The sequence below is a fragment of the Leucobacter aridicollis genome (assembly GCF_013409595.1).
Classification (GTDB): Bacteria; Actinomycetota; Actinomycetes; order Actinomycetales; family Microbacteriaceae; genus Leucobacter; species Leucobacter aridicollis.
On sequence record NZ_JACCBD010000001.1, the window covers coordinates 45,017 to 68,174 of the forward strand.

Below are 23,158 nucleotides of genomic sequence, written 5' to 3' on the forward strand. Positions count from 1 at the left end.
CTGCCCACGCCGCGCGAACGAGTACCTTCCCTGCGGAATGCCCCCTTCCCAACCGTCGGGAAGGGGGCGTGTTGCAGAGAAAGGGCGAGTTGGCGGAATGCGGGCGCCGGCCCGCTGTCCGGCGTGGCGCAGAAATAGTGCTTGCGCCGTTTCGAGAGATGTAGATAGGGTGTCTTCTTGGAATCCCTACGACCTGGAAAGGAGAAGACCATGTTTCGAATCGTCACGTTTACACCGTCTCTCCGTCCAGGCAACCCGCTGACCGGACACTAGACCTCGGCCGTTCCAGGCCACCTCTCTCTCCACAGCATCCGCGCTCTCCGTGCGCACCTCTCTCGTTTTAGGGACCATGTCTTCTTCATCCTCTGCTTCACTGTCTCTGCCCAAGGCGCTCGCCAGGCTGATTCCCTTCGCCAAGCCCGCCAAGTGGTGGATCCTCGCGGGTCTGCTCGTCGCGCTCGCCGGTTCGGTCGCAAGCCTCGCCATCCCGATCGTGCTGCAGGAGGTCGTTGACGGGCCGCTGCTCACCGGCGACCGCTCCGCGATCATCTGGGGCGTGGCCGCCGTCCTCGCGCTCGGTATCGCCGAGGCACTGTTCATCTTCCTGCGCCGCCGCTTCGTGCTGCGCCCCATGACCGAGGTCGAATTCACGATCCGCCAGACGTTCTACGAGCGGCTGCAGCGGCTTCCCGTCGCCTTCCACGACCGGTGGCAGTCGGGCCAGCTGCTGAGCCGCATGATGCAGGACATCGGGCTGATCCGCCGCTGGCTGACGTTCGGCATGATCATGCTCGTCGTGAACGTGCTCACGATGCTCATCGGCATCGGGCTGTTGTTCCGCTGGCACTGGGTGCTGGGAACCGTGTTCTTCATCTGCTCGCTGCCGATCTGGATCGTCGGCTACAGCTTCGAGCAGAAGTACGGCGCGCTCTCGCGCACGAGCCAGGACCAGTCGGGCGACCTTGCGACCGCGGTCGAGGAGAGCGTGCACGGCATTCGCGTACTGAAGGCGTTCGGCCGCGGCGGTCACTCGCTCGCGAAGTTCCGCGAGCAGGCCGAGTCGCTCCGCGGCACGGAGATGCGCAAGGCCCGCGAGGTCGGGCTCATCTGGTTCTGGTACGACCTCGTGCCGTTCCTCGCGCTCGGCGCCTGCCTGTTCACTGGCATCGTGCTCGCGAGCCTTGGGCAGCTCACGGTGGGAGAGCTCTTCGGCTTCTTCGCGCTCGCCGCGGCGGTGCGCTGGCCGATGAACTCGCTCGGGTTCCTGTTCTCGTTCCTCATCGACGCCCGCACCGCGACCGACCGCGTCTTCGAGGTGTTCGACGCCGAGATCACGATCACCGATCCCGAGCACCCACGCACCGTGGAGCACCCGCGCGGCGAACTCGCGTTCCGGGGCGTGCACTTCCGGTTCCCGGACGCCCGCGACAGCGAGCGCGACCTCGTCGATGGGCTCGACCTCGTGCTGCGGCCCGGCGAGACGATGGCGCTCGTTGGCGCGACGGGCTCCGGCAAGACGACCCTGACCGCGCTGCCGACTCGCTTGTACGACGTGACGGCGGGCTCGGTCGAACTCGACGGCGTCGATGTCCGCGAGCTCAGGCTCGAGGAGCTCCGGCGACGTATCGGCGTGGCGTTTGAGGATCCGATCCTCTTCTCTGCCAGTGTGCGCGACAACGTGCTGCTCGGTCGTGACGACCTCGATCCTGCCGGTCCCGAGGCCGACCGCGTGCTTCGCGAGGCGCTCGACGTCGCGCAGGCGGGGTTCGCCTACGACTTGCCCGAGGGCCTCGACACCGAGGTCGGCGAGGAGGGCATGAGCCTGTCCGGCGGCCAGCGGCAGCGCCTCGCGCTTGCCCGCGTGGTTGCCGCAGCGCCGGACGTGCTCGTGCTCGATGACCCGCTGTCAGCGCTCGACGTCGACACCGAGGCGCTCGTCGAGGCGGCGCTTCGCCGCGTACTCGCGAGCACGACTGCGCTGATCGTTGCACACCGGCCGTCGACGGTCTCGATGGCTGATCGCGTTGCGGTCATGCAGCGCGGCCGCGTCGTCGCGGTCGGCACCCACAGCGAGCTACTGCGCACGAGCGATCACTACCGCTACCTCATCACGTCGCTTGAGGCCGGCGAAGAACCCGACAACAACGGCACCGAGGAGGTGGCACGATGAGCCCGGAGAGCGTCCGCGGGACGCGCGGCGAAGACCGCAGCAGCTACACGCGCGAGGAGAGTCGCGCCATCAGGCGACGGTCGCTCAGGCTGCTCGCCTCGCTCCTTGGGCCGTTCCGGCGGCTCATCATCCTCACCGCCGCGGTCGTCATCGCGTCGGCCGTATTCCGCGCGATCGGCCCCTCGCTCATCGCGTTTGGTATCGACGAGGCGCTGCCCCGCGCGGTCGAGCAGGGCGACTGGGGTCCGGCGATCGGGATCTCGCTCGCGTACCTCGTGATCGGCGGCGGCGGAGCCGCGCTCGTCGGCTGGTACGTCGTGCTCATCGCGAAGCTCACGCAGGCCGTGATGCTCGAGCTGCGTACGCGCATCTTCAGGCACACGCAACGGCTGAGCCTCGAATTCCACGAGGGATACACGTCGGGCCGCATCATCTCGCGGCAGACGAGTGACCTTGAATCGATCCAGGAGCTGCTTGACGGCAGCCTCTCGGAACTCATCGATGCTGTGCTGCTGGGCTCGTTCACGCTCATCGCGCTGTTCCTCATCGACTGGCGCTCCGGCGTGCTGCTCGTCTGCATGGGACTGCCGCTCGGACTGCTCATGTGGTGGTTCGTCATCGAATCGCAGAAGGGATTCCGCGCGACCCGAACGGTCAGCGCGCGGCTCATCGTGCAGTTCGTCGAGACGATGACCGGCATTCGGGCGGTGCAGGCGTTCCGGCGAGAGAAGCGCAACGATAAGGCGTTCGCGAAGGTGTCTGACGACTACCGCCGCGCGAATCTGCGCGTCGTGAACCTCTTCGGTGTGCTCGATCCGGGGCTTGTGCTGCTCGGCAACATCACGATCGCCGCCGTGCTGCTCTGGGGCGCGTTCCGCGTCACCGACAACGCGCTCGCGGTCGGCGTGCTGCTCGCGGCAGTGCTGCACGTGCGCAACTTCTTCGGCCCGCTCGAGGACGTTGCGATGTTCCTGAACTCCTACCAGTCGGCCGTCGCCGCGCTGGAGAAGGTGTCAGGCGTGCTGGAGGAGGAGCCGACGGTGCAGGATCCCGAGCAGCCCGTCGCGCTGCCGGCGGCGCGGGGCGAGTTGAAGTTCGACGGCGTGAGCTTCCGCTACGGCGGGGCTGACGACCCACGCGTCGTGCTTGCGGACTGCAACCTCGATATCCCTGCCGGGCAGACGATCGCGCTCGTGGGAACGACGGGTGCCGGGAAGTCGACGCTCGCCAAACTCGTGGCGCGCTTCTACGACCCCACCGAGGGTGCGTTGACGCTTGATGGCGTCGACCTGCGTGCGCTCGACCCCGTCGACATGCGGCGTGCGATCGTCATGGTCACGCAGGAGGCCTACCTGTTCAGCGGCACGATCGCGCAGAACATCGCGCTCGGCAAGCCTGACGCGACCAGAGAAGAGATCGTCGCTGCGGCCACGGCGGTTGGCGCGCACGAGTTCATCGAGGCGCTGCCCGACGGGTATGACACCGACGTGAACAAGCGTGGCGGCCGCGTGTCAGCTGGTCAGCGTCAGCTTGTTTCGTTTGCGCGCGCCTTCCTCGCGGACCCGGCCGTGCTGATTCTCGATGAGGCGACCGCGTCGCTGGATCTGCCGAGCGAGCGTCTCGTGCAGGACGCGCTGCAGCGGCTCCTCGCGGACCGCACGGCGATCATCATCGCGCACCGGCTTTCCACGGTCGCGATTGCGGACCGGGTGCTGGTGATGGAGCACGGTCGCGTTGTCGAGGACGGTTCGCCACAGGAGTTGATCGCCGCCGGGGGCCGCTTCGCCGGGCTGCATGCGGCCTGGGAAGACTCGCTCGCGTAAGGTAGAGCCGTGCACAAACGGTGGGGCGAGGGGCTGCGGTCGCTCGTGAGGAGCACGCAGCCCCGCCTCCCGTGGCGCAGGATCGCGTTCGCGGCGCTCGGCACTGGCGGCGCTGTTGCGCTGCTCGGGGCCCTCGGAACATCGATGGACCTCACGCTGCTGTTCCTCGGCTTCGCGCCGAGCTGCCTGCTCGTATTCGCGCTGCCTGAGGCCCCGGTGTCGCAACCCAGTGCCGTCGTCGGCGGCCACATGGTCTCGGCAGCTGTCGGCCTCGGCATCGGGGCGATCCCGCACGCGGGGTGGTGGGACGGAGAGCTCGCCTCATCCCTCGCCGGGGCGCTGGCCGCGGCGCTTTCGGTCGTCGCGATGCTGGTGCTCCGCGTGCTCCACCCGCCAGCGGTCGCGAACGCCGTGGTCGTGTGCGTCACGGGAGCGAGCTGGAGTTACCTTGTTGCCCCGGTGCTCGTGAGCGCCGTCTCGATCGTCGTGATCGCGCTGGTGTGGCACCGCCTGACTGGAGCAACCTATCCGCACCGGTCGGCGATTCGCTGACCGGTGCGGGGCGGTGTCCGGGCCGTTTGTCCCGCACACTCCGCCTTCCAGGACTCTGCCTTACAGGTAGGGGTGGACCGTCGGCCGCTCTGCCTCTGTGTCCCGGATGAGTTGCGGGTCTTCCATGCCCTTGCGTGGATCCACGTCAGGATCGTCGGCCTCGTTCGCGCCGTCGAGCACCGGCTCGTCGATCGTCTCTGGCGAGTCCTCGTGGTCGGCTACGACGGCGGCCTCGTCGGCTTCGTGAGTGCGCTTGTCATTCATCTGTGCCTCCTAGGTTTTGCGTGGGTTGCAACCGTAGAACGCCAAGCTGGAGGATTGCTCAGTGGCGGCTGTGTGTCGCCCGACTACGCCTCGCGGCTGGTGTTCCAGAAGATCCGCGACCCATCCGCCTGTGAGGCCTGCCAGATGTCGCCGCACTTCTCCGCCTGCTGAATCCCGACGTCCATCAGGAGCAGCGCGCTCGCGTAGGCCCCAGGCCCGTCCGTGCTCGGGACGCAGTCGGCATCAATCGGACTGCCCTTCCACGACGCCGCGATCTGCGCACCCTGCTGAATCACGCGGACGCCCTCAGCGTCCTGAGGAAACCCCGCTGGAAGCGTGCCGTCGGTGATGAACTGTTTGATTTCCTCTGCCGAGGGCTTCGACTCGGTGGGCGCCGGGGGCTCCCCGCTTCCCGCGCAGCCCGCGAGCAGAAGGGCGGTGAGTGCGACGGCCGCGACGGCTGGAATTGGGTGCTTCATGTGGTGCCTCCCGGGATAGCGAATGCCTAACGCTATCCGACAACGCTATGCGGTTCCAAGGCGGCGTCGGGGAAGGGCGACCCTACAGGCACCGCCGTGAACCCGCGAGCAGCGTCATTCCGAGGATCGCCGCGCCACCGGCGATCAGGATCATGAGAAGCCCCGACGGCGAGCCAGCCTCCGCGATGCGTGCGTCCTGCTCCCTCTCGCTGCCGGAGCGCTGCGCCGGTGGTGTCGTGGTCGGCGTCGGCGTAGCCCGATCCTGATCTGCCTCGGGGTCAGCGGCGGCCGACTCGCCCCGCGCTGGCGCCTCCTCGGCTCCGGCCTCGGCGCGGTCGCGCTCGCCGTTCTCCCGCTCCGCGGGTGGCGCCTCCGCTGTTGGCTCCGGCGTCTCCCGTGTGGTCGCGTCGGGGTCCGCGGCCTCGACCGTGACTGAGCAGCCCGGGACGGCGAGCGTGTGCGGTGCGCCGGGCTCCCACGTGCCGGCCTCGTCATCGAACGTCGCATCGGTGTGGGTCGATGTAAGTCCGCTCAGAAGCGTGACCTCGCCGCTGGCGGTGTCGGGAAGCGTCAACGTGAAATCGAGCACGCCAGCGGACGCGGCCCGTAGCTCAGCTGGAGGGCCGCCAGCGCTCGGCGTGAGCTGGACACCACGTTCGTCGCTGCGGGCGTCGATGTCCTGCACCCAGGAGATCGCCTGCCCGCTGACCTCGACAGACTCCCACGGCGCGGCGCCGATCCTGAGGTAGTTCGCGATCGGATCGGTCGGCGTCGCGCCCGCGTGCTCGAGCGCGACCGCCTGCGAGATCGTGACGTCGGAGACCGCGAGGCCCTCGCCGACCTCGACGGTGTTCGCGCCGACACGCAGGCTCGGGTCGAGCGGGAGCGGGACGAAGGCGTCGCCGGTCAGGCTCGCCTGCGAGACGAGCGTGAAGTCAGTGATCGCGACCCTGAAGCTGCGCCCAGCGAGCCAGTCAACGCGCACATGGAAAGAGTCGGCCTCGCCGCCCCAAAAGGAGCAGACTGTGTTCGGGTGATCCGCATGCGCTGGCGCGGGGCTCGCCGCCACGAGCCCGCCGCTGACCATGAGCCCGGCGGCGGCCAATGCGATGGTGCCTGCGAATGTTTTCCGCATCACTCCCCCCTGGTGCGAGTGCCTACACGCTACCCCAAAGCTATGGGAACGTCGAGGATGCGCACCGGCCGTCGCGTGCGGGGTGTCGCGCGCCGCAGAAACACGAAGGCCCCGCTCCGAGGAGTGGGGCCTTCGTGTGTTACCTGTCTATGGCGGAGACGGGGGGATTTGAACCCCCGGTCGAGTTTAACCCCGACCCTTCATTAGCAGTGAAGTCCGTTCGGCCGCTCCGGCACGTCTCCATGAGCAGGCAACGCCACTTAGTCTAACGGGAAAATCCTGAGCCAGGAAATCCTTGGACTAGTAGTTTGTGCGACCCACCGAACAGGTTTCGACATCGGGCTTCAGGCCGGTGATCTCGGGAGGCAGCTGCACGCGATCGCCGCCCTCGGTCGGAGTGCTGCCGTTGGTCGCAGGCGCCTCACCCTCGGGCGTCGCGGGCGTCTCCGTCGCCGGGGCCTCGGTTGCAGGCGTTTCGGGCGTCTCAGTAGTCGCGTCGTCTGGCGTTGCGACCGCGCCGCCAGTTCCGGTGACGTCGAACGCCGCGCCGCTCTGGAGCGTCTCCATGAGCACGGCCGCGAGCTCGGAGTTCGGGAGGAGCCGGCCCGACTGGTACGGGTGGTCGACCGTGGGGTACTGCACGAAGTTGATATTGCCGAGATCGATGTCGCGGACAGTGCCGGCCGCGGCCTGCATGAACTGCATGCTCTTCATGCTCTCGGACAGCAGCATGTTGTCGACCGCAGCCTTCGCAAGGTTCCACACCTTGAACGGGTCGGACAGCGTCTCGGCGCTCTTCAGCTTCCGCATGAGCGACGACATGAAGACCTGCTGGTTGTTGATGCGCGAGATGTCGCTGCCGTCGCCGACACCGTAGCGGGTGCGCAGGAACTGCAGTGCGTCCCAGCCTTCAAGCGTGTTCATTCCGGCCGGGAGGTCGAGATCCGTTTTCGGGTCGACGAGCGGCTCAGTCAGGCAGACCTCGACGCCGCCAACGGCCTCCGAGATCCCGACAACACCGTCGAACGTGATCATCGCTGCGTACGGGATGTCCATGCCGGTGAGCTCGGAGATCGTGCGTGCGACGCAGGGGAGCCCGCCGTACCCCATCGCCGTGTTGAGCTGCTGCTCGCTCATGGCTGGGTAGAAGTCTTCCTCGCCGTCCTCGCTCGGGCAGCTCGGGATCGGCACCATGAGGTCGCGCGGGAAGCTGACGACCGTGGCGTTCTTGTGGTCGGCGGAGACGTGCAGGAGCAGGTTAACGTCGTTGAGCTCGCCCTCTTCGCCGTCGTCGTAGCCCTGGCCGGCGCGGGTGTCGGAGCCGGCGAGCAGGATCGTGAGCTCGCCGTCAATCGACTGCTTGCCGGCGCCAATCGCCTCGCTCGGGCCGCCCAGATCAACGGTCTTCGCGCTGTTCACGAAGCCCCACACGGCGTATGCGGCGGTCGCGACACCGGAGAAGGCCACGACGAGCAACGTGGTGAGCAGGAACCTGCTGAAGTTCTTCACCGACGAGGAGCGAGACAGCCGTCCGTGGCGTACGACTGATCGGCGCGGCTGTTCCGGCTGCGTCCTTCTCGCCATGCGGTGTTCCCCTTGCTTGTCGCTGCGGCACAAACGTCCGCAAGATTTCCCCAATTTACCCGAGAGCCCTGGGGGCATCCTGAGGCGGGCAGAGAAAATCCTGTCAATGAGAAAGCCCCCGACCCCGGCACGAAGTGCCTGATCGGGGGCTTTCACCTGGCGGAGGGTAGGAGATTTGAACTCCTGAGACGGGGTTACCGCCTGCTTGTTTTCAAGACAAGTTCCTTCGGCCGCTCGGACAACCCTCCGCAGAAGAGCCTAGCAAATGTTCGCCGGGAAACGTTCCACTGTGTGAGACTCGGGGCGCACCGCTTGTGGGAGCGCCCGCGCGCAGCCTCGCCTAACTGGCGAGCAGTTCAGGGAAGCGCTTGCGCAGCGCGAGCAGCAGCCCGCCCGCCTCCGCGGTCGCGGTCACCTCGGTTGCCGCGGCCTTCACCTCGTCGACGGCCTGGCCCATCGCGACCGAGACACCGCGGCGGCCGGCCCATTCGAGCATCTCGATGTCGTTGCGGCCGTCACCGGCGGCGAACACGTTCGCGGCGTCCACGCCGAGCTTCGCGCGAAGCACCTCGAGCGCGCTCGCCTTCGTGACGCCATCGGGAGCAATGTCCAGCCAGGAGCTCGTGCCGACGGCATACGAGACGTGGGTCAGCCCGAGCGACTCGATGGCGCTCATGAATTCCTCGACACGGTAGTCGGGGGAGAACACGATGACGCGCGCTGCCTGCACGCCGAGCAGATCCTCGAACGCGACCCGGCGCTGATTCGACGGGAGGGTCCCCGACGGGATCTCCTTCGTGTACAGGAACGTGCCGTCAGCGAGCTCGACGGCGAAGTGCGCGGTCGTGAGCTGCGGACGAATCTTCTGCAGTGCGTCAGTCGGGTTGAACGCCTCGACGTACTCGCGCCGGTAACCCCGCGTACCAAACGGATCGCGCTTCAGCGTGACGGCGCCGTTCGCCGTGACGACCCAGTCGGGCCGAATGCCCAGGCGCTCGACGATTGGCAGGGTCGCGTCGACGGATCGCCCGGTGGAGACGATGACCTCCTGGCCGGATTCGTGCAGCGTGCGGATCGCCTCTGCGAGCTCGGGATCGATGATCCCGCCAGCGGCATGGTCACCCGCGCCTTCAAACCCGTGACGCAGCACGGTTCCGTCGAGGTCGAGGGCGATGATGTGGCGATCCTGCATTGATTACGTTCCTTCTACCGGGCTGAGTACTTCAAGTCCACCGAGGTACGGGCGCAGCGCCTCGGGAACAGTCACGCTGCCGTCAGCGTTCTGGTGGGTTTCGAGGATCGCGACGATCCAGCGAGTCGTGGCCAGCGTGCCGTTGAGCGTCGCGACCGGCGCGGTCTTGCCGCTCTCGGTGCGGAAGCGCGTCTGCAGTCGGCGCGACTGGAAGGTGGTGCAGTTTGAGGTCGACGTGAGCTCGCGGAAGGTGCCCTGCGTCGGGACCCACGCCTCGATGTCGAACTTGCGCGCAGCGCTGGAGCCGAGGTCGCCTGCGGCGACGTCGATCACGCGGTAGCTCAGGCCGAGGGCCTGCAGCATTTCCTCCTGCCAGGCGACGAGGCGGTCGTGCTCGGCCTCCGCATTCGCGGGATCGGTGTAGACGAACATCTCGAGCTTGTTGAACTGGTGCACGCGCAAGATGCCACGGGTGTCCTTGCCGTGCGAGCCGGCCTCGCTGCGGTAGCAGGTCGACCAGCCAGCGTAGCGGACGGGCCCGCGCGAGATGTCGAGGATCTCATCGGAGTGGTACCCGGCCAGCGCGACCTCGCTCGTGCCGGTGAGGTACAGATCCTGATCCTCCAGGTGATACACCTCGTCGGCGTGCTCACCGAGGAAGCCCGTTCCGCCCATGATTTCGGGCTTCACGAGCGTCGGGGTGATGAGCGGGGTGAAATCGTTGCGCATCGCGAGGTCGAGGGCCATGTTCATGAGCGCGATCTCGAGACGCGCGCCAACGCCGCGCAGGAAGTAGAAGCGTGCGCCGGAGACCTTCGCGCCGCGCTCCATATCGATCGCGCCGAGGAGTTCGCCGAGGGCGAGGTGTTCGCGCGGCTCAAAATCGAACTCGGGAATCTCGCCGACGGTGCGGAGCGTGACAAAGTTGTCTTCACCGCCTGCGGGGACGCCGTCGATGACAATGTTCTCAATGCGCGAGGCAACGCGCTCGAACTCCTGGTCGGCTTCCTTCGCGCGAGCCTCGGCTGCCTTCACCTGCGCAGCGAACTCCTGCGCCTTGGCGATGAGCGCGGGCTTGTCTTCCTTCGCAGCGGTCTTCACGGTTTCGCCGACCGACTTCTGCTCCGAGCGCAGCCGCTCGAACTCGCCACGTGCCTCGCGGCGGGCGGCATCAGCCGCGAGCGCCTCGTCTACAACCGACTCATCGTTGCCTCGGGCGCGCTGCGAGCGCTTCACGACGTCGGGATCGTTGCGGAGAAGTACTGGATCGATCACCCCCTTAGCCTAGCGCGCCGGGCTCGCGGCTACGATTGATCCATGAGTATGGTCCCCAGCCGCACGCAGCCGCACGCAGCGGTTGTGTACCACCCGCTGAAAACTGACGTCGCGGGGCTGCGGAGCGCCGTCGAGGCGGCCGAGGCGAAAGCCGGCTGGTCGAGCACGCGATGGTACGAGACTGAGGCCGAGGACGCGGGGCTTGCCGCGGCGAAGCGCGCCATTGCTCACGGGGCAAGCGTCGTGCTCGGCGCCGGCGGGGACGGCACGGTTCGCGCGATCGCCGAGGGCCTCAGGTATACGGAGGTGCCGCTCGCGATCGTGCCCCAGGGCACGGGCAACCTGCTCGCCCGCAACATCGGCATGCCGCTGGGCGACCTCCAGGCGGCGGTGGAGGCCGCCTTCTTCGGATCGGGACGAACCATTGACCTCGGGAGCATGACGATCGTGCGCCCCGCGGATGAGCACGGCGCCTCGGACGAGGAGGAGCACGCCTTTCTGGTGCTCGCCGGCATGGGGCTCGATGCTCGCGCGATTCGGGCGACGCGGTCGAAGCTGAAGAAGCGAGTCGGCTGGCTCGCCTACGTCGACGCCGGCGTGCGCACGATGGTCAAAGATAAGCCCCTCGAGATCCAGTATTCGATGGACGGCTCGGAGGCCAAGCGCCTCACCGTCTACACCGTGATGATCGGCAACTGCGGCCTGCTTCCCGGCGGCGTGCTGCTCATCCCTGACGCGAGCATCGACGACGGGCTACTCGACGTCGTCGCGCTTCGGCCGCTCGGTCCGTTCTCGTGGATCAGGATCTGGAACAAGATCGGCTGGGAGAACGGCGTGCTTAGGAAGACGAAGGCGGGGCGCCGGATCATTGACCTCGTCAACGACACGAAGAACGTGACCTATGTCCGCGCTCGAGAGTACTCGCTTGCCGTGGAGGGCCCTGAGCCTGTTCAGCTCGACGGCGATGACTTCGGCCTTGCGGTCGAGGTCCGCGGCCAGGTGGACCCGGGTGCCCTCATCGTCCGCGTGCTTCCCGGCTGGCAGCGGCCTGAATAACATCGCCCTACCTCGACGCCGGTTGACCGGGAGTTGTCCGGCTCGAAGAAGCCGCCACCGCCGCGGCCGGGCGGTCAGTCTCGGCTGAGCCGTCGTTCGCGGGCTTCTCCGGGGTGGCGGGCCCCTCGCCCTCGGCGTCGTCCGTGGCAGCCCCCTCCGTGGTGGCGCCCTCGGCGCTGTCGGCGTTGTCGGCGCTCGCCGCAGGGTCGACACAGTCTCGCGACAGCGGCGGGAGCTCTGTCCGCTGTGGCTGCGCGGCGGCGGGGGCGCCGGGCTCTCCCGTCACATCCGAGTAGGGGGCGTTGCTGAGGGGGAACACGTTCCACGCCTCCGCGTCGCGCGCGACAGGGTTGAACGAGTGCGCGTAGCTGCGGTCCTCGCCCTCGACCCAGCTGTCCGGCGGGGTTGGCTCGTCTTCGCCCATTGTGGTGAGCGGGTTGCCGTCCTGGTCGTACAGCCGCACTGCCTCGAGCAGGTTCCCCGCGCAGTCGTAGGCGTAGATGTTGGTGATCTGTCCACCGTTGTGGGCGAGGCCCTGGTAGCTCATGTCCTCGACGATGTAGTCGACCCTCGGGGTGCTGATGTTCGCCCAGCTTGCGACGAGGAACGGCACCGTGAGGATCACGGCGGCGACGTTGGCGATATCACGCACGCGGACGAGCCACTGGTGTGGCAGCCACCGTCCCCGTCCCCACTGCACGCTCACAACGATCAAGGCGAGCGTAAATACGAGCGACCAGAAGGAGATCGGAAAGCCGTTGACGAGCGGATGCTGGAGCAGCAATAGCGCGACCCAGGCGCCGACGACGGCGCGCAGCACCCACCAGACGGGGCGAAGGGAGACCATCAGGTCACGGAACCCCTGCCTGCCGGGAGTCGCGTCGAACCACGTGGCGCCCCGCTGCTTCAGGCGTTCTACCCGTTCGGCAGTCGTGAGCTTCGCGGGCTTCGCGGTGGCGCGGACGGGGAGACCTGCGGCCTGCCGAAGCTCTTCCGCGTAGTGCGCGGCGTCGCCGAGTGAATCCAGCGAGTCGCCCTCGCTGAGGCGCTCGGTGATGTCTGCCCCCAGGCCGTCGAGGAGCTCGTCAAGCTCGTCCGTCGGAAGATCGCTCAGATGGGAGCGAACCTCGGCGGTGAACGCCTCGGCCCGCTGGGCGTTGGTCTGTGAGACGCTGACGTTCATGCTGGGGCTCCTTCTGGGCTCGTCGAGGGTGTCGCGGGCGAGATCAGCGCGCTGAGTGTTTCCGAGAACTGGCGCCAGCTGCCGCGCTGCTCGTCGAGCAGTTCCCGCCCGCTCGGGGTGATGCTGTAGTACTTCCGGTGGGGCCCGCCGTCGGACGGGACGACGTAGGTTGAGAGCGCGCCTGCCGCGTAGAGCCGTCGAAGCGTTCCGTAGACCGAGGCGTCGCCGACCTCGTCGAGCCCCGCATCGCGAAGGCGCCTGACGACGTCGTAGCCGTAGCCGTCCTCGCGCTCCACGACAGCGAGAACGGCGGCGTCGAGCACGCCCTTCAGTAGCTGTGTTCCGTCCACCCGGAACCCCCTTCGTTATTCGCCGGTACGCACTAGTGTGCATTACGCAATAGTGCGGTGTCAAGAATATCGTGTGCCATCGGCCGCACGGCACCGCCCCAGCACATCGTTCTAGTGAGCGCACACCTTATGGGGCAGACTTAAGATGTGCTTCCGAGAGAATCATGTGCTCGTGCGAAAGCCGAACCTCGAACGCCCCAGCCCCGCAGAGCCCCATTCCTGCAAGGCACCCCCTGAACAACGGTTGGCAAGGGGGTCTCCTGCGGGGAAGTGCCTCAGTGGCGGATCAGCGGCGGCTCAGGGCCGGCCCACCGCCAGCCGAGACGCCGCAAGCTTAGACACCGCCAGCCAAGCTACAGCCGCCAAAGGCCAACCAGGCCCAAAGGCCCACCAGGCCCAAGGCCCAGCCCACGCGTCAGGCCGGGTCCACGCCCTCGATGACCTCGCGCAGCCAGTCGCGCGCATCGCGGAACCGGTTGTCGTCGTGCACCGGCCGGAACTCTGCCGAGACCCTGTCGGCCCGCGGGTACGACCCGAGGAACACGACGTTGGGGCTCGACCGTTTCACCCCGAGCAGGGCGTCGGCGACGCGTTCGTCTTTGATGTGCCCCTCGGCGTCGATGACGAACCGGTACCGGCCCATCCGATCCCCAATGGGGCGCGACGCGAGCAGCGTCAGGTTCACGCCGCGCGTCGCGAACTGCTCAAGCAGGTCGAGCAGCGCGCCGGAACGATCCTCAGGGAGCTCGGCGATAAGCGACGTCTTGTCCGCCCCGGTCGGTTCGCTGACGGGGCCGACCCGGCTGACGAGCACGAAGCGGGTGACCGCGTCGGGGTTCTCAGCGATCCCCTCCGCGAGCACCTCGACGTCGTAGTGGTCCTCGATGCCTGGGGGCGCGATCGCGGCGTCCACCTGCTTCGCAGCGTCGAAGAGATCGGCGGCCGCCTGCACGTTTGAGGTCGCGGGGAGGTGACGATGCTGGGGCCGGGCCTCGTCGAGCCAGGCACGGCACTGGCCGTACGCGACGGGGTGGCCCGCAACCACGGTCACGTCTTCGAGCTTCACGCCAGGCCGGGCGACGAGCACGAACCGTACCGGTACGAGGTACTCGCCAATGATGCGCAGGCCAGGGATCGTCGCCAGCGCGTCCTGCGCAACGGTCACGCCGCCGTCGATGGAGTTCTCGATGGCGATCATCGCCGCATCGCTGACGCCTGTCACGACGTCATTCAGTGCCTCGCCAAGGTTTGAGACGGGCCGCCAGGTCTGGCCCTGAGCCGCCTCGACCTGCTTGAGGGCCGCCTCGGTAAATGTCCCCGCGGGCCCCAGGTAGGAGTAACTGCGCGTGGGTTCCGAGGTGTGTGACATGAGCCCAAGCGTACCGCGCGAACCTAGCCGAGCACCCGCGCGACGAGCGCCTGCGCCGCTGCCTGCACCTCGATGAGGTGGTTCGGCCCCGCGAAGGACTCGGCGTAGATCTTCATGACGTCCTCGGTGCCCGATGGCCTGGCCGCGAACCAGGCGCGCTCGGTGGAGACCTTCAGCCCGCCGATCGCCGCGCCGTTTGAGGCCTCCGTCGCGATCGACGTGATCGGATCGCCGGCGAGCTCAGCGTCCGTCACGTCCGACGCCGCGAGCGCCGAAAGCCGCGCCTTCTGTTCGGCGGTCGCCGGGGCGTCGATGCGCGCGTAGGCGGGCTCGCCGAATCGCTCGACGAGCTGCGCGTAGCGCTCGGAGGGTGACTGCCCGGTGACCGCCTGGATTTCGGCGGCGAGCAGGCACAGCAGGATCCCGTCCTTGTCCGTGCTCCACGGCGTCCCGTCGAACCGCTGGAAGGACGCGCCGGCGCTCTCCTCGCCGCCGAACACGACGCTGCCGTCGGAGAGTCCTGGCACGAACCACTTGAACCCGACGGGCACCTCGTCGAGCCGGCGACCGTGCGCGGCGACGACGCGGTCGATCATGGCCGACGAGACGAGCGTCTTCCCGACGCCCGCCGTCGCGGGCCAATCCGGGCGGTGTTCGAGCAGGTAGTCGATTGCGACCGCGAGGAAGTGGTTCGGGTTCATGAGGCCGCCGTCGCGGGTGAGGATCCCGTGCCTATCGGCGTCCGCATCGTTTCCGGTGACGATAGCGAACTCGTCGCGGTACGGGGCGACCGTCGACATGACCTGTGCGGACGAGGGATCCATCCGGATCTTCCCGTCCCAGTCGAGGTGCAGGAACGCGAACTGCGGGTCCACGCCGGCGCCGAGCACGGTGAGATCGAGCTCGTAGCGGTCGCGGATCGCCGACCAGTAGGCCACGCTCGCGCCGCCGAGGGGATGGGCGGCGACGCGGACGCCTGACTCCCGGATCGCCTTCATATCGATCGCGTTCGCGAGGCCCTCGACGTAGGCGCCGAGGAAGTCGTATGCGCCGGGCGCGACCGGCGCGCTCGGGGGCTGCGGCGCCGCGAGCGCCCACCACTCACCGCTTTCGAGCAGGGCGTTGGCGCGCTGGGCGATCCACCCGGTGGCGTCGGTGTCCGCTGGACCGCCGTGCGGCGGGTTGTACTTGATGCCGCCGTCTCCGGGAGGGTTGTGGCTCGGGGTCACGATGATCCCGTCGGCACGATCAGGATCGTCCGCTGCCCGACCCCGATTGTGTGTGAGGATCGCGTGACTCAGTGCCGGCGTCGGCACGTATGCCTCATCACCCTGCCCGGCGTTCGTCAGCACGTGGACGCCGAGCGTCGTGAGCACCGAGACCGCGGTGTGCTCCGCCGGCGCCGAGAGCGCGTGGGTGTCTGCCCCGATGAACAGTGGCCCGCGGATGCCCTGCGACTCTCGGTACTCGGCAACGGCCGCCGCAATGGCCGTAATGTGGGCCTCGTTGAAGGAGCCGGTGAGCGCGGAGCCGCGATGGCCTGAGGTTCCGAACACGACCCGCTGCGCCGGCACCTCGGGGTCGGGCACGACCTCCGAATAGGCGCGCACGAGCGCATCGACATCGACGAGGTCTTCGGGGCGCGGAAGCAGGCCTGCACGAACATCCATACCCCTAGTGTGCCAGGCTCACGAAGCCACGTCGCGTTCACCTTCACGGAGTAGTCTGAGAGGCATGAGCGAGATCGAGCAAGACCGTCCGGCTATCGAGTGCTGGCTGACAGACATGGACGGCGTGCTCGTGCACGAGAACCGGGCTATCCCGGGCGCCGCCGAGCTCATTGCGCAGTGGACGGCGAACGAGCAGCCCTACCTCGTGCTCACGAACAACTCGATCTTCACGGCCCGCGACCTCTCCGCCCGGCTCGCGGCGAGCGGCATCAAGGTTCCCGAGGAGCGGATCTGGACGAGCGCACTCGCGACCGCCGCGTTCCTGAAGCAGCAGAAGCCGGGTGGCTCGGCGTTTGTGCTGGGTGAGGCAGGGATCCTGACCGCGCTGCACGACGCCGGCTACGTGATGACCGAAACGAACCCCGACTTCGTGGTCGTTGGCGAGACGCGCAACTACTCGTTCGATGCGATCACGAAGGCGATCCGTCTCATCAACAAGGGCGCGCGTTTCATCTCGACGAACCCTGACGCGACCGGGCCGAGCCCGGACGGCGTGCTGCCCGCGACGGGCGCGATCAACGCGCTCATCACGAAGGCGACCGGCATGGAGCCGTACGTCGTCGGCAAGCCGAACCCGATGATGTTCCGCTCCGCGATGAACAAGATCGGAGCCCACTCGCACAACACCGGCATGATCGGCGACCGGATGGACACCGACATCGTCGCGGGCATCGAGGCGGGCCTGCACACGGTGCTCGTGATGACGGGCATCTCGGACAAGGCGGAGATCGAGAAGTTCCCGTTCCGCCCGAACGAGGTGCTCGGCTCGGTCGCGGAGCTGCTCGACTAGCCTCGGCGCTCGGCGCTCGGCGCTCGGCGCTCGGCGCTCAGCGCTACTTGGCTGCCCTGCCCCGGAGCTTGCGCACGAGCATCTGCGTTGCGATGAACGCGAGATACGCGGAGAACGCGATGTTGCCCCAGAGCGGGTCGATCCAGCCGGCAAACATCGAGCCGAACGGCACGCAGACCGACGCGGCGACGCCGATGTAGGCGGCGGCCCGCAGGTCGACGTTGCCGCGCTTGAAGTTGCCGATCGTGCCCGAGAGCGAGCCGGGAATCATCATGAGCAGCGAGGTGCCCTTCGCGATGAGATCGCTCGCGCCGAAGAAGAACATCAGGATCGGCACGACGACAACCCCGCCGCCCACTCCGAGCAGGCCCGACAGGATTCCCGTCACGAAGCCGACGACGACCAGCAGGGCCCCCATGAGCGCGGTCATCGTGATCTGATCGTCGCGCTGCGGCACGACGAACCAGAGGCTCACGATCACGACCGCGAGGAACGCGATGAAGCCCCACTGGATCGCGCTGACGGGCAGCTTCGACAGCAGGTGGCTACCGACCTGCGCGCCCACGACGATGCCGACGGCGAGCAGCGCTGCGGCCAGCCAGTCGACGTTGCCCTGGAGCGCGTAGGTGGTCGCGCCGACGATTGCCGTCGGCAGGATCGCCGCGACCGAGGTGCCCGCCGATAACTTCTGCGGCATGCTCAGCCAGAGCGCGAGCGCGGGCACGATGATCGTGCCGCCGCCGATGCCGAAGAGGCCCGACAGCAGCCCTCCCAGGATGCCGATGGCGATGAGGGGGAGCGCGTGTGGGCGCACGGACACGTCGTTCATTGTCTGAGCTACTTTGCTTGTCGGTAGTGGTCCCGGCGGTGGGCGGAGGCTAGGCGCGGGAAGCCCCGCGCCTCAGGCCGCTACTGCGGGGCGAGGCCGAGGTCCTCGAGGCCGATCGCGAAGCGGTACTCGTAGCCCGCTTCTTCGATGCGGGCCTTTGCGGGGGCCTGGCGATCCACGACGACGGCGACCGCGACAACCTCGGCGCCGACCTTCTCGAGCGCCTCGATAGCCTGCAGTGGCGAACCGCCCGTCGTCGACGTATCCTCGACGACGATGACGCGCTTGCCCTCGAGCTCCGGGCCCTCGACCTGGCGGCCGCGGCCGTGATCCTTCGGCTCCTTGCGCACGACGAACGAGTCGTAGACCTCGCCGCGAGCAACGCCCTGGTGCATGATCGCGGAGGCGATCGGGTCCGCGCCCATGGTGAGCCCGCCGACCGCGACGACGCCATCAATGTCGGCGATGAGGTCGAGCATGACCTGGCCGATGAGCGGGGCCGCGCGGTGGTCGAGCGACAGCTTGCGGAGGTCGATGTAGTAGGTGGCCTTCTTGCCGCTCGTGAGCGTGAAGTCGCCGTGGAACACGGCCTCCGACTTGATGAGTTCGATGAGCTGGTCGCGCGCGGTGGTCATGCTTCGATTCTAGTGAGGGAGCTGTGGTTACGCCCGCAGCGAGAGCACAGTGACTCCGGTGGAACCGAGTTCTATGCTCGAGAGCGTGAACGTAGGAATCTCTGACGCGCGGCTAGCCGAACTCGTAGCACTCTTCGAGCGCGGCCCGGTCGCGGTGCTCACCGGGGCAGGCATGAGCACGGACTCGGGAATTCCCGACTACCGCGGGGCAGGCACGCCGCCTCGCACCCCGATGAACATCGCGCAGTTTACGGAAGACCCGCACTATCGGCGCAGGTTCTGGGCGGGGGCCCGGATCGGGCAGAACCGCATGAACACCGTCGAACCCAACGATGGTCACCGCGCGCTCGCGCGGCTCGAGGCCGCCGGGCACATCGACGGCGTCATCACCCAGAACGTTGACGGCCTGCACCGGCGAGGCGGAGCCCGCACCGTTGTTGAGCTCCATGGAGGCGGCGGGATCATGCGGTGCATCCAGTGCGGGGAACGGTGGACCCGGAGCGAGGTGCTCGGCTGGTTCGACACACTCAACCCCGGCTACGCGGAACGCAACGCGAACGCCGAGGTCGCGCCAGACGGTGACGCCCTCGTCACCGAGGTCGAGTCGGTGCGGGTGCCGCTCTGCCCAGGTTGCGGGGGAACGCTGCGGCCCGACGTCGTGTATTTCGGCGAGACCGTGCCGGTCGCGGTGTTCGACGCAGCAGCGGAACTCGTGGAGCGCTCATCGGCGCTCCTCGTGGCCGGATCCTCGCTTGCGGTGAATACCGGAATGCGGCTCGTGCACAAGACGGAGCGCCTGGGCAACCCGCTCGCGGTCATCAACCGTGGGCCGACGGCGGTCGACGCCCGCCCATCCCTCGCCGTGCGGATCGACGGCGGCACGACGGAGACGCTCACGGCGCTCGCCGACGCACTCGGGGCCTAGCGCACGCCAGGGCCACGCTGGGGCCGCCACCGCCAGGCTCGGCTGGGGCGCCGGGCGTATCGCGCGCTGCGCTGCGCTGCCCGGTCTTCAACGCCGCCCGCCCGGTGTACACGATTCCGGCGAATGCACACGATTTTGCGGCGTCAGAATCGTGTACATCTGCGGAAGCCGTGTACATCGGCGGACCCAGCGCGGCCGCGGGCGCCCGCCGTGGTGGCCGGGGCAGCAATGCCGCGGCCGCGCGAGACGACGAGGGCGAGGACCACAGGGGCGGCTCCAGCAACGACACGGGGCCGGGCCCGCAACAGCGGACCCGGCCCCTTGTCTCAGCTCACGCCGAGCGCTACTCGACCACGATGACGAGGTCGCCAGCCTCGACGCCGCGCGTGCCCTCGAACGCGAGGCGCTTTACGACGCCCGCGACGGGAGACGTGATCGCGGCTTCCATCTTCATCGCCTCGATCGTGCCGATCGCCTGGCCGGCCGCGACCGACTCACCCTCGGCGACCTTCACGGTGACGGTGCCGGAGAACGGCGCGGCGATCTGGCCGGCGACGGTGCGGTCGGCCTTCTCGGCGGTCTCGGCGGTCACGGCGATCCGCTCATCCTTCACGAACACCGGGCGGAGCTGGCCGTTCACGCGCACCATAACGGTGCGAACGCCCTTCTCGTCCGGTGCGCCGATCGCCTCGAGCCCGACGTAGAGGCGCACGCCGCGGCTCAGGTCGATCGCGTGCTCGGCGTTCGGGTCGAGCCCGTACAGGTAGTCGCCCGTGTCGACGACCGACAGGTCGCCGTACTGCTCACGCGCGTCCTCAAACTGTGCGGTCGGAGCGGGGAACAGCAGGCGGTTGAGTGTCGAGCGGCGCTCGGAGCTGTCGCCGTCGAGCTTCGCCTCGTCCTCGGCCGAGACCGGGGCGACCTCGATCGAGACGTCGCGACCCGAGAGCACCTTCGAGCGGAAGGGTTCGGGCCAGCCACCGGGAATCTCGCCGAGCTCGCCGGCGAGGAAGCCGACGACCGAGTCCGGCACGTCGTAGCGCTCGGGGTTCGCCTCGAAGTCGGCGGGGTCGGCATCGACGGCCGCGAGGTGCAGCGCGAGGTCACCGACAACCTTGGACGACGGGGTGACCTTCGGAATGCGCCCGAGGATCCGGTCTGCCGCCGCGTACATGTCCTCGATCTTCTCGAAGTTCTCGGAGAGGCCGAGCGCGATCGCCTGCTGGCGCAGGTTTGACAGCTGCCCGCCAGGGATCTCGTGCGTGTAGACGCGCCCGGTCGGAGCCGCGAGGCCCGACTCGAACGGCTTGTAGAGCGTGCGCACCGCGTCCCAGTAGGGCTCGAGCGCGTAGACGGACTCTGGGTCGATGCCGGTGTCGCGTTCAGTGTGCGCGAGCGATGCGACGACGCCAGAGAGCGACGGCTGGCTTGTGGTGCCAGACATCGGGGCGGACGCGGCGTCAACGGCGTCGACACCGGCGGCCGACGCCGCCAGCAGCGTCGCAAGCTGCCCACCCGGGGTGTCGTGCGTGTGCAGGTGCACCGGCAGGTCGAACCGCTCGCGGAGCGCGGTGACGAGCTTCGCGGCAGCGGCGGGCCGGAGCAGGCCGGCCATGTCCTTGATCACGAGCACGTGGGCGCCGGCCTCGACGATGCGCTCGGCGAGCGCGAGGTAGTAATCGAGAGTGAACTTGTCCTCGGTCGGCGAGAGCAGGTCTCCCGTGTAGCAGAACGCGACCTCGGCGACAGCGGTGCCGGTCTCTCGCACCGCGTCAATGGCGACCCGCATCTGATCGACGTCATTGAGCGCGTCGAAGATGCGGAAGACGTCGACGCCCGTCGCCGCGGCCTCCTGCACGAATGACTGCGCGACCTTCGGCGGGTAGGGCGTGTAGCCGACGGTGTTCTGGCCGCGGAGCAGCATCTGGATCGGGATGTTCGGCAGCGCCTCGCGCATCGCCGAAAGGCGCTCCCAGGGATCCTCGCCGAGGAAACGGAGTGCGACGTCGTAGGTCGCGCCGCCCCAGGCCTCAACGGAGAAGAGCTGCGGCGTCATCCGCGCGACGTGCGGGGCGACGGCGACGAGGTCGCGGGTGCGCACGCGGGTCGCGAGCAGCGACTGGTGGGCGTCGCGGAAGGTGGTGTCGGTCACGGCGAGCGCGGTCTGCTCGCGCAGCGCCTTCGCGAAGCCCTCAGGGCCAAGCTCAAGCAGCCGCTGGCGACCACCGTCCGGTACGGGAGCGTCGAGGTCGAGCGCGGGCAGCTTCACCTGCGGTTCGATCGTCTGTGGCCGTGCGCCGTGCGGCTGGTTCACGGTCACGTTCGCGAGGTGCTGGAGCAGGCGCGTCGCGCGGTCCTGCGGCTTGTTCAGCGTCAGCAGCTCTGGGCGCTCCTCGATGAACGAGGTCGAGACGTCGCCCGCCTGGAAGTCAGCGTCGTCGAGCACGGCCTGCAGGAACGGGATGTTCGTGGCGACGCCGCGGATGCGGAACTCCGCGAGCGCGCGGCGGGCGCGCACGACAGCGTCCTCGAACGTGCGGCCGCGGCAGGTGAGCTTCGCGAGCATCGAGTCGAAGTGCGGGCTGATGTACGAGCCAGGGTTGATTGTGCCGCCGTCGAGGCGCACGCCGCCGCCGCCGGGCGAGCGGTAGGCGCTGATGCGGCCGAGGTCGGGGCGGAAGCCGTTCGCGGGATCCTCGGTCGTGATGCGGCACTGGAGGGCCGCGCCGTGCAGCTTGATCTTGTCCTGCGTCAGGCCGAGGTCTGCGAGGGTCTCGCCGGCCGCGATCCTCATCTGCGACTGCACGAGGTCGACGTCGGTGACCTCCTCGGTGACCGTGTGCTCGACCTGGATGCGCGGGTTCATCTCGATGAACACGTGCTCGCCGGCGCGCTCGCCCTCGGTGTCGAGCAGGAACTCGACGGTGCCGGCGTTCGCGTACCCGATGGACTTCGCGAACGCGAGCGCGTCGCGCGTCATCGCGTCGCGCTGCTCCTGCGTGAGGTTCGGCGCGGGCGCGATCTCGACGACCTTCTGGTGGCGGCGCTGCACCGAGCAGTCCCGCTCGAACAGGTGGACTGCCTCGCCCGTGCCGTCTGCGAGCACCTGCACCTCGATGTGGCGCGGGCGAAGCACGGCCTGCTCGATGAACATCGTCGCGTCGCCGAAGGCGCTCTCGGCCTCGCGCATCGCGGCCTCGAGCGCCTCCCGCAGGTCCTCCGCACGCTCGACGCGACGCATGCCGCGCCCGCCGCCGCCGGCGACGGCCTTTGCGAATACGGGGAAGCCGATCTCCTCGGCGCCCTTGATGAGCGCGTCGACGTCCTGCGACGGGGGAGTGGAGCGGAGCACGGGCACTCCGGCCGCGATTGCGTGCTCCTTGGCCGCAACCTTATTGCCCGCCATCTCGAGGGCCTTGCGGCCGGGGCCGATGAAGGTGATTCCAACTGCTGCTGCCGCTGCCGCGAGCTCGGGGTTCTCGGAGAGGAAACCGTAGCCCGGGTAGATCGCGTCAGCGCCGCACTCCTGGGCGACCCGCACGATCTCGGCGATGTCGAGGTACGCGCGGACGGGGCCGCCCTCGGTGCCGATCAGGTAGGCCTCGTCGGCCTTCAGCCGGTGCAGGGAGTTGCGATCCTCGTATGGGTAGACCGCAACCGTGCGCGCCCCCAACTCATTCGCTGCGCGGAACGCGCGGATCGCGATCTCTCCACGATTTGCAACCAGAATCTTCTCGAACATCGTCTTTGAGTTCCTCCCTTGGGCGGTGGGTTGCCCGGTCAGGTGCGCGCGTTGTGGGCGCGCACCTGGTCAGTG

Annotated in this window: 19 protein-coding genes and 2 tRNA genes; 6 read left to right on the top strand and 15 right to left on the bottom strand. The window is 68.2% G+C overall.

Features of this window, described 5'->3' with window-relative positions:
* Window positions 1–349: 349 nt before the first annotated feature.
* The 3 genes from BJ960_RS00190 to BJ960_RS00200 are packed head-to-tail and all read left to right on the top strand — an operon-like array spanning window position 350 to window position 4,545.
* The gene (locus BJ960_RS00190; protein ID WP_121074561.1) at window positions 350–2,170 is read left to right on the top strand and encodes an ABC transporter ATP-binding protein; all 1,821 of its coding nucleotides are present in this window, start codon (window positions 350–352) and stop codon (window positions 2,168–2,170) included.
* Window positions 2,167–3,993: an ABC transporter ATP-binding protein gene (locus BJ960_RS00195; protein WP_185985772.1), complete on the top strand. Its 1,827-nt coding sequence runs from the start codon at window positions 2,167–2,169 to the stop codon at window positions 3,991–3,993. The genes BJ960_RS00190 and BJ960_RS00195 overlap by 4 nt, the downstream gene beginning before the upstream one ends.
* A gap of 9 nt (window positions 3,994–4,002) precedes the next feature.
* Entirely contained in the window at window positions 4,003–4,545 is a 543-nt protein-coding gene (locus BJ960_RS00200; protein WP_185985773.1) for an HPP family protein, read from the top strand.
* A gap of 60 nt (window positions 4,546–4,605) precedes the next feature.
* On the opposite strand, the gene BJ960_RS00205 is transcribed toward BJ960_RS00200, so the two are convergent.
* From BJ960_RS00205 to serS, 8 genes are all read right to left on the bottom strand, one after another.
* Window positions 4,606–4,809: a hypothetical protein gene (locus BJ960_RS00205; protein ID WP_121074552.1), complete on the bottom strand. Its 204-nt coding sequence runs from the start codon at window positions 4,807–4,809 to the stop codon at window positions 4,606–4,608.
* An 83-nt stretch (window positions 4,810–4,892) separates the two neighbouring features.
* The gene (locus BJ960_RS00210) at window positions 4,893–5,288 is read right to left on the bottom strand and encodes a hypothetical protein (RefSeq protein WP_185985774.1); all 396 of its coding nucleotides are present in this window, start codon (window positions 5,286–5,288) and stop codon (window positions 4,893–4,895) included.
* Window positions 5,289–5,370: 82 nt separating this feature from the next.
* Complete coding sequence (locus tag BJ960_RS00215; RefSeq protein ID WP_185985775.1) at window positions 5,371–6,423, bottom strand: hypothetical protein; 1,053 nt, start codon at window positions 6,421–6,423, stop codon at window positions 5,371–5,373.
* 150 nt (window positions 6,424–6,573) lie between these two features.
* Window positions 6,574–6,665 (bottom strand) — tRNA-Ser (locus BJ960_RS00220).
* A 58-nt stretch (window positions 6,666–6,723) separates the two neighbouring features.
* Window positions 6,724–8,007, bottom strand: a complete 1,284-nt coding sequence (locus tag BJ960_RS00225; RefSeq protein WP_185985776.1) for an LCP family protein — start codon at window positions 8,005–8,007, stop codon at window positions 6,724–6,726.
* A 157-nt stretch (window positions 8,008–8,164) separates the two neighbouring features.
* Window positions 8,165–8,255, bottom strand: a tRNA-Ser gene (locus BJ960_RS00230).
* Window positions 8,256–8,347: 92 nt separating this feature from the next.
* Entirely contained in the window at window positions 8,348–9,199 is an 852-nt protein-coding gene (locus BJ960_RS00235) for an HAD family hydrolase (RefSeq protein WP_185985777.1), read from the bottom strand.
* A 3-nt stretch (window positions 9,200–9,202) separates the two neighbouring features.
* On the bottom strand, window positions 9,203–10,474 hold the full coding sequence (gene serS, locus BJ960_RS00240; RefSeq protein ID WP_185985778.1) for a serine--tRNA ligase: 1,272 nt from the start codon (window positions 10,472–10,474) through the stop codon (window positions 9,203–9,205).
* Between the two features lie 42 nt (window positions 10,475–10,516).
* Here serS and BJ960_RS00245 point away from each other — a divergent pair, with 42 nt between their 5' ends.
* Window positions 10,517–11,530 carry a diacylglycerol/lipid kinase family protein gene (locus tag BJ960_RS00245; protein ID WP_185985779.1) on the top strand — a complete coding sequence of 338 codons (1,014 nt, stop codon included), beginning with the start codon at window positions 10,517–10,519 and terminating at the stop codon, window positions 11,528–11,530.
* 7 nt (window positions 11,531–11,537) lie between these two features.
* Here BJ960_RS00245 and BJ960_RS00250 read toward each other — a convergent pair whose 3' ends face one another.
* The 4 genes from BJ960_RS00250 to BJ960_RS00265 form a co-directional block, all read right to left on the bottom strand.
* Window positions 11,538–12,713 carry a hypothetical protein gene (locus BJ960_RS00250; RefSeq protein WP_185985780.1) on the bottom strand — a complete coding sequence of 392 codons (1,176 nt, stop codon included), beginning with the start codon at window positions 12,711–12,713 and terminating at the stop codon, window positions 11,538–11,540.
* On the bottom strand, window positions 12,710–13,063 hold the full coding sequence (locus tag BJ960_RS00255; RefSeq protein ID WP_121074529.1) for a PadR family transcriptional regulator: 354 nt from the start codon (window positions 13,061–13,063) through the stop codon (window positions 12,710–12,712). Before BJ960_RS00255 ends, BJ960_RS00250 begins: the two co-directional genes overlap by 4 nt.
* A gap of 415 nt (window positions 13,064–13,478) precedes the next feature.
* Window positions 13,479–14,432, bottom strand: coding sequence for a prephenate dehydratase (gene pheA, locus BJ960_RS00260; protein WP_185985781.1), 954 nt, complete (start codon window positions 14,430–14,432; stop codon window positions 13,479–13,481).
* Between the two features lie 23 nt (window positions 14,433–14,455).
* The gene (locus tag BJ960_RS00265) at window positions 14,456–16,102 is read right to left on the bottom strand and encodes a phosphohexomutase domain-containing protein (protein ID WP_185985782.1); all 1,647 of its coding nucleotides are present in this window, start codon (window positions 16,100–16,102) and stop codon (window positions 14,456–14,458) included.
* Window positions 16,103–16,166: 64 nt separating this feature from the next.
* On the opposite strand from BJ960_RS00265, the gene BJ960_RS00270 reads away from it, so the two are divergent.
* Window positions 16,167–16,952 carry an HAD-IIA family hydrolase gene (locus BJ960_RS00270; protein WP_121074520.1) on the top strand — a complete coding sequence of 262 codons (786 nt, stop codon included), beginning with the start codon at window positions 16,167–16,169 and terminating at the stop codon, window positions 16,950–16,952.
* Between the two features lie 43 nt (window positions 16,953–16,995).
* On the opposite strand, the gene BJ960_RS00275 is transcribed toward BJ960_RS00270, so the two are convergent.
* Together BJ960_RS00275 and pyrE are read right to left on the bottom strand one after the other, a co-directional pair.
* Window positions 16,996–17,781, bottom strand: coding sequence for a sulfite exporter TauE/SafE family protein (locus tag BJ960_RS00275; RefSeq protein WP_185985783.1), 786 nt, complete (start codon window positions 17,779–17,781; stop codon window positions 16,996–16,998).
* Between the two features lie 80 nt (window positions 17,782–17,861).
* On the bottom strand, window positions 17,862–18,416 hold the full coding sequence (pyrE, locus tag BJ960_RS00280) for an orotate phosphoribosyltransferase (RefSeq protein WP_185985784.1): 555 nt from the start codon (window positions 18,414–18,416) through the stop codon (window positions 17,862–17,864).
* Between the two features lie 85 nt (window positions 18,417–18,501).
* Here pyrE and BJ960_RS00285 point away from each other — a divergent pair, with 85 nt between their 5' ends.
* Window positions 18,502–19,341, top strand: a complete 840-nt coding sequence (locus BJ960_RS00285; protein ID WP_307814718.1) for a Sir2 family NAD-dependent protein deacetylase — start codon at window positions 18,502–18,504, stop codon at window positions 19,339–19,341.
* A gap of 343 nt (window positions 19,342–19,684) precedes the next feature.
* On the opposite strand, the gene BJ960_RS00290 is transcribed toward BJ960_RS00285, so the two are convergent.
* Complete coding sequence (locus tag BJ960_RS00290; RefSeq protein WP_185985785.1) at window positions 19,685–23,083, bottom strand: pyruvate carboxylase; 3,399 nt, start codon at window positions 23,081–23,083, stop codon at window positions 19,685–19,687.
* Window positions 23,084–23,158 lie beyond the last annotated feature (75 nt).

Bases quoted from the DNA above. Each gene is read 5' to 3' on its own strand.
- BJ960_RS00250 (WP_185985780.1), bottom strand. From the start codon at position 12,713: ATGAACGTCAGCGTCTCACAGACCAACGCCCAGCGGGCCGAGGCGTTC.
- BJ960_RS00195 (WP_185985772.1), top strand. From the start codon at position 2,167: ATGAGCCCGGAGAGCGTCCGCGGGACGCGCGGCGAAGACCGCAGCAGC.
- BJ960_RS00215 (WP_185985775.1), bottom strand. From the start codon at position 6,423: ATGCGGAAAACATTCGCAGGCACCATCGCATTGGCCGCCGCCGGGCTC.
- BJ960_RS00275 (WP_185985783.1), bottom strand. From the start codon at position 17,781: ATGAACGACGTGTCCGTGCGCCCACACGCGCTCCCCCTCATCGCCATC.
- BJ960_RS00210 (WP_185985774.1), bottom strand. From the start codon at position 5,288: ATGAAGCACCCAATTCCAGCCGTCGCGGCCGTCGCACTCACCGCCCTT.
- pheA (WP_185985781.1), bottom strand. From the start codon at position 14,432: ATGTCACACACCTCGGAACCCACGCGCAGTTACTCCTACCTGGGGCCC.
- BJ960_RS00205 (WP_121074552.1), bottom strand. From the start codon at position 4,809: ATGAATGACAAGCGCACTCACGAAGCCGACGAGGCCGCCGTCGTAGCC.
- BJ960_RS00245 (WP_185985779.1), top strand. From the start codon at position 10,517: ATGAGTATGGTCCCCAGCCGCACGCAGCCGCACGCAGCGGTTGTGTAC.
- BJ960_RS00270 (WP_121074520.1), top strand. From the start codon at position 16,167: ATGAGCGAGATCGAGCAAGACCGTCCGGCTATCGAGTGCTGGCTGACA.
- BJ960_RS00265 (WP_185985782.1), bottom strand. From the start codon at position 16,102: ATGGATGTTCGTGCAGGCCTGCTTCCGCGCCCCGAAGACCTCGTCGAT.
- BJ960_RS00225 (WP_185985776.1), bottom strand. From the start codon at position 8,007: ATGGCGAGAAGGACGCAGCCGGAACAGCCGCGCCGATCAGTCGTACGC.
- pyrE (WP_185985784.1), bottom strand. From the start codon at position 18,416: ATGACCACCGCGCGCGACCAGCTCATCGAACTCATCAAGTCGGAGGCC.
- BJ960_RS00235 (WP_185985777.1), bottom strand. From the start codon at position 9,199: ATGCAGGATCGCCACATCATCGCCCTCGACCTCGACGGAACCGTGCTG.
- BJ960_RS00290 (WP_185985785.1), bottom strand. From the start codon at position 23,083: ATGTTCGAGAAGATTCTGGTTGCAAATCGTGGAGAGATCGCGATCCGC.
- BJ960_RS00190 (WP_121074561.1), top strand. From the start codon at position 350: ATGTCTTCTTCATCCTCTGCTTCACTGTCTCTGCCCAAGGCGCTCGCC.